Below are 12,007 nucleotides of genomic sequence, written 5' to 3' on the forward strand. Positions count from 1 at the left end.
GTTTAACTTTTTCAACTGAATTTTTGCTCATAATACAACACCTCAACTAACGATTTATCAAGAGAATCCGATAGGAGATTATGCTTTTGTAATTCTTGAATGCATAATCTTTTCAGGTCATTATTAAACCCATTTGTCTCACATGATTCACAATATGTAGAAATTGTTTTTCGCAACACAACAACAATTTCTTGATATTTAACATCATTAACATCAAGCCACCTTGTATCGTGGAGCGTTTTTGCTGATTCTATACGATTAATATCCTTGTCCGACAATGATTGGGTAATCAAGTAATCGTGAAATGCATCATAATTTCCGCTGTTCTTTATGTTGCCATCAATTTTCTTGCCTATTTGAGCAATATCCACACCTTTTTTCTCAACTAAACTTTTCATACTAATAGGTACTTTGATTTTTTCTTTACTCTTTTTTCTTACATCATTTAGCAATTGCTGAAAAATAAGATTGGCAGTATTGGACGGAATATTTTTATCTGCCAAGTGGTTGAAAAATTTACCCATAGTTTGAGATTCATAAGTTGTTAGTTGTAGTTCCGATTTATGGACAAAAGTATTCTGAATAAACTCCTCAAAGACAGAATCAAAATTGCTCGGCATATCATCTAAAAATTCATTTTTAATCCTGTCTTTGATTTTTTCATATAACGCAATATTTTCTGTCTGAAGCCTTTTCCCGTCTTCAATATATGACTGCCATAACAAAACCTCTTTATCGAAATCATTATTTGATACAAAATGGCAATGCGAACATTCAGCACCAAATGTCAAATAGTTGTAGAAAATAAAACCTAAAAAAGATTTTTTATAGCTACCACTTTTTTTCTTTTCCCTTTTAGACATTTCCGCAATAGTCCAGTCAGAAGAATCTTCTTTTGTCTTTATTTGAAAAAACTGATACTGCTGATTATTGGGAGAAAATTCTGCCATATCATCGTGAAATTCACAAAAAACAATACACTCTGCATCTTCTTGAAGTTTACCTATTATATGGCATACAATCCAATGCACTTGATATTCAAATCTATCATAGGAGTCAGAACCTGCTTGCTCACGCTGCTCAACAGTAAGTACACTACTCATAATTTGGGACTCCTTTCATTTTTTTCCATTTCATAATAAAGTTCCACTGTTCTTGCCATTCTTTCTCATTCACAATCGCATCAAACACAGGCTCAAGGAAAGTCTGGATTTCTTCGATGACGAATGGAAACTCAAGTGTGTTATCTTTTATGGTTTTCAAAAAGAATTTCCAACGCTTCTGCATATCTTCATCATCGGCAAGTGCAACAACACGCTTAAAACTATCTCTGTCATAGGGAGTACCACGCCGCTGTAAGGTTTCGAATATAGCTGCCTGCAATTTTGCACCCTCAAAATCGAATGTCCTTGAAAGATAATAGATGTCATAAAAATCTTTCATTCTGCCTGTCAGCTCAAAGCGTTGCAGTATGGCATCAAACTTCTCGGCAATGGTGCTTTCAAGGGAATAAGTTTTGATTACAGGCGCTTCAAAGTCTGGAAGCTGAGTGTTGATTGTGCGTTCTTCGGCACGGGGGACTATAATATCGCCCACGCCTATATCAACATTGAACGGCACACGCACATTTTTTATTTGAGCAATAATCTGTGTACTGATACCGTGATATTTTCTTTGCGGAGAAATCTCTTCAAAGCCTTTTGCTCGCATTTCTATATAATCGTTACCAGTCGGTGTGGCGATGATTTTACAAATCAACTCTTTTACATCATCTATTGTATTAGAGTATCCTCGAAGCAGGAAATCGACATCAATTGTTGCTCTACTTTCAAAATTAGTTAAAGTATAAATGAACAATCCACCTTTGAGTATTAGCGTATCCTCACACCCAGATTTTGATAGCTTTCTCAAAAATTCTTCCTGCACAAAAAGCTGCAAGCATTGCTGGTAGCTGATACCAGAAGCTTTTGCTTTATTTCTCAGCTTTGCCAGAACGGAAGCTGCAATATCTGCCATTACAACCACACTCCAATCAATTCTTTAACCTTTTTCTGCACACGCAGTTTTTTTGCATACATCATAAGGTTTGGTATATTCTTTTTCGGGTCATTAACATACCCTTGTATTGCTTTATTGAAAATTTCTTTATCCATTTTACTCATATTTTTCAGAACATCACAAATTGTTCGGTCACGGTCATAAATTCGCACTTTTGTAAAATCAATCTCACCTGTTGTTTCACCAAGCGTAACCAAATCGGACTCAAGGCGATATGCTTTAATGAATGGGTACTCTATATTTGTTCGTAATTTTGAAACATTCCTGTCTATGGCAAAATTCCACTCAGCGGGGTTTCTATCGCTGTATTCATAATAGAATAGAGCAGTTTCCATACAAAGAACAGCATCGGGAAACAAACTATTAATGATAACTATTTCTTTGACTTCGCAGTTTTCAATCCAGTGATAATAACCTCGTCTTATTCTTTCAATAAAACCCTCATCTAAAAGTTGTTTAATGTCTGCATAGTATAGCTTAGCTTCAAGAAGCTCGGCAGTAGTCATTACATAGTGATGCCGATTGAATAGCTTTCTCACATTTTTAATATCGTTTTCACGAAGCATTTGTCCACCTCTATTTAATTGCCTCAAATTTGTTTATTGGTTGGGTACTTTACTATATTATATGCGATTTGTATATAGAAAGTCAATAGTAAACTGCCCACTTAAAAACAAGCAGTGGTCAGTTTACTATAAGGGAAATAGGCAATATTTTCGATGCTTCTCTGGGGACAAAAAAATAAGCGTACCACTATTTCTAATGATACGCTTATCATATTTAACTGTTAATCAAGGTCTATGAATACCCTTACAGTGGTATCTCTCCACTGATTTTTCCTTACATACTGTCCGTTAGCCTTTCGATAGGCTGCTGCCTGCTCGAAACTAAGCGGCAATTCAAAGGAAAGAGAACTCCTACCTATTTGCAATAGCTGCCTGTGCTGCCGCGAGTCGTGCAATCGGCACGCGGAACGGCGAACAGGAGACATAATTCAGGCCAACCTTGTGGCAGAACGCAACCGAGGACGGGTCGCCGCCGTGCTCACCACAGATACCCATCTTGATATCCGGGCGGGTTGCACGGCCATTCTTTGCCGCCAGCTCGATCAGCTGACCAACGCCGCTCTGGTCGAGACGTGCAAACGGGTCGGATTCGTAAATCTTGGCGCCATAATAAGAGGTAAGGAACTTACCTGCATCGTCGCGCGAGAAGCCGAATGTCATCTGGGTCAGGTCGTTCGTACCGAAGGAGAAGAACTCTGCCTCCTCGGCAATTTCACCTGCCAGCAGTGCCGCGCGCGGGATTTCAATCATCGTGCCGATATGGTACTGCATATCAGAGCCCTTCTCGGCCTTGACCTGCTCCGCGACCTCGACGACGATGTCCTTGACAAATTTCAGCTCCTTGCGGTCGCCAACCAGCGGGATCATGATTTCCGGAACGATATCGTAGCCCTTTTCAGCCTTGACCTCAATCGCAGCTTCCATGACAGCGCGGGTCTGCATGCGTGCGATCTCCGGATACGTGACAGCCAGACGGCAGCCGCGGTGTCCCATCATCGGGTTGAACTCGTGCAGCTCGTCACACTTCTGCTGCACCTCCTCCGGCGTCATGCCCATGTCCTTCGCCAGCGCTTCGATGTCCGCCGGATCGGTCGGAACAAACTCATGTAGCGGGGGATCGAGATAGCGCACGGTCATCGGGCGGCCTTCGAGCGCCTCATACATCGCCTTGAAGTCGCCCTTCTGGAACGGCAGCAGTTCTGCGAGTGCTGCTTCGCGCTGCTCTGCCGTGTCAGACAGGATCATCTTGCGGATCTTCGGGATGCGCTCCGGCTCGAAGAACATGTGCTCGGTGCGGCACAGGCCGATGCCTTCCGCGCCCAGACGAACTGCGTTCGCGGTGTCCGCCGGAGTGTCCGCGTTGGTGCGCACGCGCAGCTTGCGGAAGCTGTCCGCCCACGCCATGATACGACCGAAGTCGCCGCTGACCGATGCGTCAACCGTCGGGATCATACCCTTATAAATCTTGCCGGTCGTGCCGTCGAGCGAAATTTCATCGCCTTCGTGGAACGTATAGCCGCCAAGCGTAAATACCTTTGCCTCTTCGTCGATCTGGATTTCACCGCAGCCGGAAACACAGCAGGTACCCATACCGCGTGCAACAACCGCCGCATGCGAGGTCATGCCGCCGCGGACGGTCAGAATGCCCTCAGATGCGTGCATGCCTTCGATATCCTCCGGCGAGGTCTCCAGACGGACAAGAATGACCTTTTCGCCGCGCTCTTCATGCGCTGCCTTGGCTTCCTCTGCGGTAAAATAAATTTTACCTGCCGCCGCACCGGGGGATGCCGGAAGCGCCTGTCCGATTTCCTCACCGTTCTTCAGGCCGTACGCATCAAAGGTCGGATGCAGCAGCTGGTCGAGCGACTTGGCTTCGATGCGCAGAACCGCTTCCTCCGGCGTAATGCGGCCCTCATCGACGAGGTCACATGCGATCTTCATTGCCGCAGCCGCCGTGCGCTTGCCGTTTCTGGTCTGGAGGAAGAACAGATTGCCCTCCTGAATCGTGAATTCCATGTCCTGCATGTCGCGATAATGATCTTCCAGGCGGTTTGCAATATCCATAAACTGTGCATAGCACTCCGGCAGGTCTTCCGCGAGGCGGGTAATCGGCTGCGGAGTGCGGATGCCCGCGACGACGTCCTCGCCCTGTGCGTTAATCAGGTACTCGCCAAAAATACCCTTTTCACCGGTGGACGGGTTGCGGGTGAACGCAACACCTGTGCCGGAGGTATCGCCCATATTGCCGAATACCATCGACTGTACGTTGACTGCGGTGCCCCAGTCGCCCGGAATGTCGTTCATGCGGCGGTAGACGATAGCGCGCGGGTTATCCCACGAACGGAATACCGCCTTGACCGCCTCCATCAGCTGCACCTTCGGATCCTGCGGAAATTCCGCGCCCATCTTTTCCTTATAAATCGCCTTATAGCGGCCAATCAGCTCCTTGAGGTCGTCTGCCGTCAGTTCCGTGTCATATTTGACACCGCGCGATTCCTTCAGCTCAGTCAGGATGCCTTCAAAGAACGATTTACTCATTTCCATGACGACATCGGAGAACATCTGGATAAAACGGCGGTAGGAGTCATAGGCAAAGCGCGGATTGCCGGTCTTCCGTGCAAAGCCCTCAACCGATACGTCATTCAAGCCGAGGTTCAGGATGGTATCCATCATGCCCGGCATGGACGCGCGTGCGCCGGAGCGAACAGAAACCAGCAGCGGATCGGACTCATCGCCAAACTTCTTGCCGCGCTGCTGCTCGAGCACGCCGAGTGCCGCGAAAATCTGATCCTGAATCTCCTGCGAAATCTGCTTGCCCTGCTTATAATAATCGGTGCATGCTTCCGTCGTCACCGTAAATCCATTCGGAATTGGAAGGCCGAGATTGGTCATCTCCGCCAGGTTTGCGCCCTTGCCTCCCAGAAGCGGGCGCATGTCCGCATTGCCTTCATGGAACTCATAAACCCATTTTTTCATATACTTTCCTCCTGTTTTATTTTGCATCTCTTACATTGTCACATCGATTTCTCTTGTATCACATGAGGATATTATAGCACATCTTACAAATTTTTGTACCATTTCCCACAAAATTTTTCGTGATTTTTTCCATCTTTTTCTTCTGTATACCCCATATGTCCACCAATTTTCTGTTAACCCGACAATTGCATCCCTTTATCACGTTAAACTGCACGGTTACTTTTTATTTGACTTTCGGGTATGTTTTGCTCATATATCCCGTCATTCCTCTGCGTGCCCGCACACATGTCTGGACTGTCCCGGTTACATTTCCTTCTCCTTTTTGTTGCCCTTCTGTTTCTTGCTTTTTCGCCATGGCGCGTGTATACTGAATACCATGAAGGAGGCATGTTATGAAAATCAAGTCGATTATCCTATATATTTGTATTATTTTAGTCGTTCTCGCAGGTATTCTGTTCGGTGCATACCGATATTTCTTCGGCGGACTGACACAGGACAAGGCCTTTGCAGAGATCGCCGCCAATCAGGCTGACCGCCTTGCCGTCAACGACGAGACAGATCTGGAAAACGCCAACATTGTCAACATCGCAATTTTCGGCATTGACAGTCAGGATAGTGACAAAGGCCGTTCAGACGCAACCATGATCCTGTCCGTCGACTACGAACACAATAAAATCAAGCTGTCCTCTATCGCGCGCGACACGCTGGTTTACATCCCGGACAAAGATGTCACCGAAAAATTTACACACGCCTATGCTTATGGGGGCGCACAGCTCGCAGTCAAGACGCTGAACACCAACTTCAACACCAATATCACCGATTATGTTGCCGTTAATTTCAGCGAAATGGCGGAAATTATCGATTTGGTCGGCGGCGTCGAGGTCGATCTGACCGAGGCGGAACGCGAACAGCTGCCGGATAACGACAGTCTCTCTGTCGGAGAAAACATCACGCTGAACGGAAAACAGGCTGTTTTCTATTCGCGTATCCGCAAAATCGACAACGACAACGCGCGCACCAGCCGCCAGCGCGAAATCATGGCATGCCTGTTCCGCAAGGCGCGCGATATGTCTGCCACGCAATACCCGACACTCATCCGCGAATGCCTGAGTCTGTGCACCACCTCTCTGGATTACACCGAAATCCTGTCGTTCTCCCAGATTTTGCTGCAAAAAGATCTCAAACTGGAGCAGTTCGCACTGCCCGGTGATTCAGTCGACGCATGGGGCGGCATTATGTCCTCCAGCGGTGCATGGTGTTACGTCTATGACCTTCGTGAGGCGTCCGATGCTCTGCTTACCTTTATATATGAAAGCATCTACACCAATTCCGACATAGAACTCCCGCCCGCAACCGTGGACCGGAGCGCAGTAAACTGAATTCTGAATCACAGCTGCCCTGCCTTCCCAGGGCAGCTGTTTTTGTCAGCATATACCATAAAGCTCTCGAATTATTTTCCGTATTGTTTTGTTTGTTCTTTACAACAGCAGAGGATTTTGATACACTTATGGGTAAGAGAAGGGAGAATGCTGGTTTTTATTGTGCCGATTCCCCTCAGGAAATAGGAAAGGAGTCATATTATTATGTCTTACGGTATCAAATCCCCTGCAAAATATGTACAGGGCAATGGAGAGCTTGCCAATCTGGGCCGCAACGCCAAGAAGATGGGTGAAAAATTCCTCGTCCTCTGTTCTGCAAACAACAAGAAGCGTGTCGGCGACGCAATTGAGGAAAGCCTGAAATCGGTTGAGAAGGAAGTTGTTTTCTGCGAGTTTAACGGCGAATGCTCCAAGGCGGAAATTTCCCGCGTGATGGAGGTTGTCACAGAAACCGGCTGTGATGTCGTCATTGGCGTCGGCGGCGGCAAGGTCATCGACACGGCAAAGGCTGTTGTCACCAACCTCGGCGGCTATCCGCTTATCATTATCCCGACCGTTGCATCCAACGACTCCCCGTGCAGCGGCGTCGCTGTTATTTATAACGAGGAAGGTGTTGTCATCAAGGCACTGCTGATGAAGCGCAACCCGGATCTCGTCCTGGTCGATACCGCAGTCATTGCAAAATCCCCGAAGCGCCTGTTGGTAGCGGGTATGGGCGATGCGCTGGCAACCTGGTTTGAGGCGCGCGCATGCAAAAATTCCGGTGCCAAGACCATGGCACGCGGCCTGTGCTCCAACACCGCACTGATGATGAGCAAGCTGTGCTATGACATCCTGATCCGCGACGGCGCAAAGGCACTCGAAGCACTCGAGGCCAAGGAGCCGAACGATGCACTGGACAATGTTGTTGAGGCATGCATTTATCTGAGCGGCGTCGGCTTTGAGAGCGGCGGCCTGGCAGCGGCACATGCAATCAATGACGGCTTTGCCTATGTCCCGCAGGCACACGGCATGTACCACGGCGAAAAGGTTGCCTTCGGCACACTGGCACAGCTGGTGCTGGAGAAGGCATCTGAAGACGAAATGAATCAGGTTCTCGCATTCATGAAGGATGTCGGTCTGCCGATGACGCTGGCTGACCTCGGTATCACCGATGTCAAGGAAGATGAAATCCGCAAGGTTGCTGAAGCTGCCTGCGTTCCGACCCAGTCCACCAAGAACCTGCGCAAGGATATCACGGCGGATGAGGTTTATGCCGCAATCATGGAAGCGGACAAAATCGGTACCGCATACAAGGCATAAGTTTGTACCATACCCTCTGCCACGGAAGACCGGATAGAACATAAATCATGCAGCGAGGTCGGGAGAACTGCCCGATCTCGCTTTTTTACGGGCATTCGGTCCGCTGTCTGACTGATTATTACATTTTCCTGCCTGTTTCTGTCAGTTCTCTCCACACTTTCATCAGAATGCGGTATAATGTTGTATCATAATTTTTATACAGGCAAATGAGGGAATTATCATGTCAAATATCTATGACGACAGAGGAATCTATCTGGGATCTGTCGATGAAAACGGATATATGTACGACAGTAGCGGAACCTATCTCGGAAGCATCCGGTCAGACGGAAGCATTTATGACGACACCGGAAGCTATCAGGGTGTCATCCGCAGCAACGGTTACATCTATCTCCACGGAAGCTATATAGGACTGATTACAGAGGAAGGTTATATCTATCAGAACAGTACGTATGTAGGCCATATAGATGGTTACCGCGGGCCAAACGCCGGAGCCAAAACAACCGCATCACCGTCTGCCGCTCCGAAGCCACACGCGAGCCGGCGCAGCGGGCAGCTTTCCGCTGCCTCTGTGGTATCATCTGCCGCTGAGAGCAACGGCTTTTGCGGCGCAATCGTAGGAGGTACCGTACTTGTCATCATATTTGCAATCGTTGCAATTGTGACAACAATTGTCCATGCCGTAACTGCCGTGTTGCAGACTGCGGGAAATATTCTCTTTTCCCCGACGGCAGTCGTTCTGTTGCTGCTTGCTTTCGCCTCCAGCGGTACACTCTGTCTGCTGCGCGACAAACAAAAAGGCGGACAGACAGCCACTGGAAAACAGCTGCCCTTGCTCTTTGCACTCAATCTGGCATTCTTTCTCGTGTGGATTGTGCTGCTGCTGGCGTGCACAGGGAGCCAGTTTACCGGTCTGTTGCTGACACGGCATGTCGCAGCCGGTCTCCTGCTGTCCGTGCCGATGACTATCCTCTCATGGCTGATTCTTTTGTGCATCAAAAACTGTCCGCCCAGTTCTACCCTGTACGGTGCTCTGATCCTCTTCGGCTGTGGTGCGGCGGCTACCGCCTCTGCCGTTCTCTATACAACCGAAGCTCTGTATACCTATGCCTATGCAGATGTACCGGTATCCAGTGAGTCCGGGTATACGCCGACCGGAGGCGGCACCTCCGATGTCGGAACCTCCGGCACAGAATGTGATCCGGATTATCTCCTTGGTTATGCCTACGGCAAATGGTATGATCTGGACTCTGACGCATGGATTCAATATGATTCCGATGACGATTCCATTGAATTTGGATTGGATGCGAGTGATTATCAGTATTATAACAATGTCAGATTGTTTGAGCTGTCTTCTGACAAAGCGGTATTGGATTACAATTATTGCGATTATGAAACGGAAAACTGGGACTGTGACCATTATGTTTATTACCTGCTGTCCATGTATAACCCGGATGGAACTGCCTGCGACCTGCATCTGTTCCAGTCCCGTTATATTGAGCAGGGTTCCTTTGATGTTTATGACCCGGAAACAGGAGCAATCTACAGCTTCGGCGTAGATGCTTCGGAGGAAGAACCGGCTGACCGTGCAGACCTGGAGGAAACCTCCGGCAGCACAGAGGAAGAAACACGCTCCGAAGAAAGTGAGAATCCATACGAAAGTGTAACGGATCTGTCAACCTATGAAACCTATGACAGCTCTGTCTCCTCCGCTTCCGAGCTGGATGACCGGTTTTCCTTCAGCTATCCGGCAGAGCTGTTCGATGATGTCGAGGAATTTGATTTGCTGGATCCATTTGATGTAGAGCTCAGCTCGACGCAGACCAATGCAACAGCAACATTTCATTGCAGACAGGCCACCGACAGCCTGTCTTACTGTAAATCATTTTACGAGGATACCTCCGACAGCCTGTACGATCCACAGAAAATTCTGTATAACGAAAGCTGCTCCGATGGCGCGGCCCGCTATATTGTCACCGGATATGGGAACGAGGAGCATACGTCGGAAATCTATGAGCTCGGAGCTTTTTTCCCGGACGACACCCTGATGACCATTCACATCTTCTATGATGTATCCGACGGCAACACGGATGAACTCCAGTATATGGTAGAATGCATGTACCGCATGTGCGGATTTTCCAACTCGTCGCAAAGCGCACGTTCCTATGACGACTATCTGTCCGACAGGTAATTCTGATATTTCAGTTGCAATGCAAACCATCGGTCAAAATGACCGATGGTTTGCATCGATCCGCACGCAGAAGCTGAACCTGGCGGCAGACTTTTCCACAAATTGTCCTTGCAATTGGATGTACGGTGTGCTATTATAGATAAGCAAGTTATTTCCGGGTGTAGCGCAGCTGGTAGCGCGCTTGACTGGGGGTCAAGAAGCCGCAGGTTCAAGTCCTGTCACTCGGACCAGATAAACAGCCCTGTTTCGCAAGAAACAGGGCTGTTTTCATACTCTTTTCATCTTACTTAAATTAATAATCAATCTTTTACAACAATTTTGCTCCAGTATCCCGCAACTGCCCGGTGGCAGAAGTTTCTTTTCTATTGTTGTACGCTCGGGAACGCCGCAGTGCAGAAAAAGGGCAGAAAACATCGAGCGTCTTCTTTCCAAACAGCGTATACTGAAACCTGTCAAGAGGTGAAACTCTGTCTATGTACAGAGTGTGGGATGATACATCTCCCCGCATCCAACTGGAACCGCGCGGAGAGCGCGGCTATATTGAACTGCGTGCAGTAAAACAGAAGTAATTCCCCCTTCCGCATAGACGAAAACCGGTACTGACAAGCAGTACCGGTTTTGGGTTTTTTCGGTTTTTATTTTCCCGGGCGCAGCAGCGGGATGAGCACGCCGCCGATACCGTTACCGAGAATAATAACTGCGACACAGATCACCGTGCGCAGCGACCACGCCGACCCGGCGAAGAAATAGAACATATCCGCAATGGAGTGTTCCATGCCGGACAGGATAAACACCGGCACACACAGGAATACACCGAGAATCTTTGTCAGCGGATCGGTGAATCTGCGATAGCCATCGACCGCTATGTACATCAGGATGCCGCAGCCGATGCCGAGCACAAGCAGACTGAGCAGCGAATCCCCCGTCTTGACCGCACACATCTCCGCCGCCTTTTCACACAGGGCGGTCTGCCGTGTCAAATGCAGACCGAGACCGATGATGCCGGTACCGACCAGATTGCCTGCAATCACGACCAGCAGCCGTCCGATATAATCCAGATTGCAGTTGTCCGGCAAATAGCCGACCATGCCGGTATACAGCGCCATGCCGCGCGTCACAACCGCAAACAGGCCGACTGAGAATAAAACTGCACCAACATATTTGTTGTCACACCCCAGAAACACTACGCCGCCGATGGCAATGCATATGCCTGCCGAAACGGCGCGGCGGAACAAATCCAATAACTTTTCTGACTGCATATTTCTTTCCTTTCCAGTCTGTTTTTCCGGCTTTTCACAGGAAATGCGTGCGAAAAATTCCGCCTGCCGGTTCGCATTGTCCTCACACGATTGTACACCGCCGACCTGCTGTTGTCAATCGGGCAGCTGTTTACGTGCTCTTTATAGCGAATTTTCTATATTTTGGATCCAAGATAAAGTTCTTGCATTATTCGGAAACCTATGGTATAACTTATTTAGTATCGTTACAATTCGGTAACATCAAAAGGAACGTATGAAAACGCAAAAGGAAGGGAAGAA

General features: G+C 48.1%; 8 protein-coding genes and 1 tRNA gene. 4 read left to right on the plus strand and 5 right to left on the minus strand.

The features are described from left to right. Nucleotides 1–11: 11 nt before the first annotated feature. The 4 genes from ACLM7Z_RS00075 to ppdK form a co-directional block, all read right to left on the minus strand. A complete protein-coding gene (locus tag ACLM7Z_RS00075; RefSeq protein WP_435645438.1) occupies nucleotides 12–1,103 on the minus strand; it encodes a dsDNA nuclease domain-containing protein in 1,092 nt (363 codons plus the stop codon). Further along, on the minus strand, nucleotides 1,096–2,016 hold the full coding sequence (locus ACLM7Z_RS00080) for a nucleotidyl transferase AbiEii/AbiGii toxin family protein (protein WP_435645439.1): 921 nt from the start codon (nucleotides 2,014–2,016) through the stop codon (nucleotides 1,096–1,098). The genes ACLM7Z_RS00075 and ACLM7Z_RS00080 overlap by 8 nt, the downstream gene beginning before the upstream one ends. Then, nucleotides 2,016–2,624: a type IV toxin-antitoxin system AbiEi family antitoxin domain-containing protein gene (locus ACLM7Z_RS00085; protein ID WP_435645440.1), complete on the minus strand. Its 609-nt coding sequence runs from the start codon at nucleotides 2,622–2,624 to the stop codon at nucleotides 2,016–2,018. Before ACLM7Z_RS00085 ends, ACLM7Z_RS00080 begins: the two co-directional genes overlap by 1 nt. A 351-nt stretch (nucleotides 2,625–2,975) precedes the next feature. Beyond that, on the minus strand, nucleotides 2,976–5,600 hold the full coding sequence (gene ppdK, locus ACLM7Z_RS00090; RefSeq protein WP_435645441.1) for a pyruvate, phosphate dikinase: 2,625 nt from the start codon (nucleotides 5,598–5,600) through the stop codon (nucleotides 2,976–2,978). A 392-nt stretch (nucleotides 5,601–5,992) separates the two neighbouring features. Here ppdK and ACLM7Z_RS00095 point away from each other — a divergent pair, with 392 nt between their 5' ends. The 4 genes from ACLM7Z_RS00095 to ACLM7Z_RS00110 all read left to right on the plus strand — a co-directional run bounded on the left by ACLM7Z_RS00095 (nucleotide 5,993) and on the right by ACLM7Z_RS00110 (nucleotide 10,699). Next, the gene (locus ACLM7Z_RS00095; RefSeq protein WP_087017247.1) at nucleotides 5,993–6,979 is read left to right on the plus strand and encodes an LCP family protein; all 987 of its coding nucleotides are present in this window, start codon (nucleotides 5,993–5,995) and stop codon (nucleotides 6,977–6,979) included. 204 nt (nucleotides 6,980–7,183) lie between these two features. Then, nucleotides 7,184–8,281 (plus strand): glycerol dehydrogenase, encoded by a 1,098-nt coding sequence (locus ACLM7Z_RS00100; protein WP_087017245.1) that lies wholly within the window; start codon nucleotides 7,184–7,186, stop codon nucleotides 8,279–8,281. A gap of 220 nt (nucleotides 8,282–8,501) precedes the next feature. Further along, nucleotides 8,502–10,469 (plus strand): hypothetical protein, encoded by a 1,968-nt coding sequence (locus ACLM7Z_RS00105; protein ID WP_435645442.1) that lies wholly within the window; start codon nucleotides 8,502–8,504, stop codon nucleotides 10,467–10,469. 154 nt (nucleotides 10,470–10,623) lie between these two features. Then, nucleotides 10,624–10,699, plus strand: a tRNA-Pro gene (locus ACLM7Z_RS00110). Nucleotides 10,700–11,104: 405 nt separating this feature from the next. On the opposite strand, the gene ACLM7Z_RS00115 is transcribed toward ACLM7Z_RS00110, so the two are convergent. Then, the gene (locus ACLM7Z_RS00115) at nucleotides 11,105–11,728 is read right to left on the minus strand and encodes a formate/nitrite transporter family protein (protein WP_087017236.1); all 624 of its coding nucleotides are present in this window, start codon (nucleotides 11,726–11,728) and stop codon (nucleotides 11,105–11,107) included. Between the last annotated feature and the right edge of the window lie 279 nt (nucleotides 11,729–12,007).

Source organism: Butyricicoccus porcorum (genome assembly GCF_051246315.1).
GTDB classification, from domain to species: Bacteria; Bacillota; Clostridia; order Oscillospirales; family Butyricicoccaceae; genus Butyricicoccus_A; species Butyricicoccus_A porcorum.

What these genes read in the sequence shown, in the direction of transcription:
- ppdK (WP_435645441.1), bottom strand. Translation starts at nt 5,600, where the DNA reads ATGAAAAAATGGGTTTATGAGTTCCATGAAGGCAATGCGGACATGCGC.
- ACLM7Z_RS00075 (WP_435645438.1), bottom strand. Translation starts at nt 1,103, where the DNA reads ATGAGTAGTGTACTTACTGTTGAGCAGCGTGAGCAAGCAGGTTCTGAC.
- ACLM7Z_RS00105 (WP_435645442.1), top strand. Translation starts at nt 8,502, where the DNA reads ATGTCAAATATCTATGACGACAGAGGAATCTATCTGGGATCTGTCGAT.
- ACLM7Z_RS00080 (WP_435645439.1), bottom strand. Translation starts at nt 2,016, where the DNA reads ATGGCAGATATTGCAGCTTCCGTTCTGGCAAAGCTGAGAAATAAAGCA.
- ACLM7Z_RS00115 (WP_087017236.1), bottom strand. Translation starts at nt 11,728, where the DNA reads ATGCAGTCAGAAAAGTTATTGGATTTGTTCCGCCGCGCCGTTTCGGCA.
- ACLM7Z_RS00095 (WP_087017247.1), top strand. Translation starts at nt 5,993, where the DNA reads ATGAAAATCAAGTCGATTATCCTATATATTTGTATTATTTTAGTCGTT.
- ACLM7Z_RS00085 (WP_435645440.1), bottom strand. Translation starts at nt 2,624, where the DNA reads ATGCTTCGTGAAAACGATATTAAAAATGTGAGAAAGCTATTCAATCGG.
- ACLM7Z_RS00100 (WP_087017245.1), top strand. Translation starts at nt 7,184, where the DNA reads ATGTCTTACGGTATCAAATCCCCTGCAAAATATGTACAGGGCAATGGA.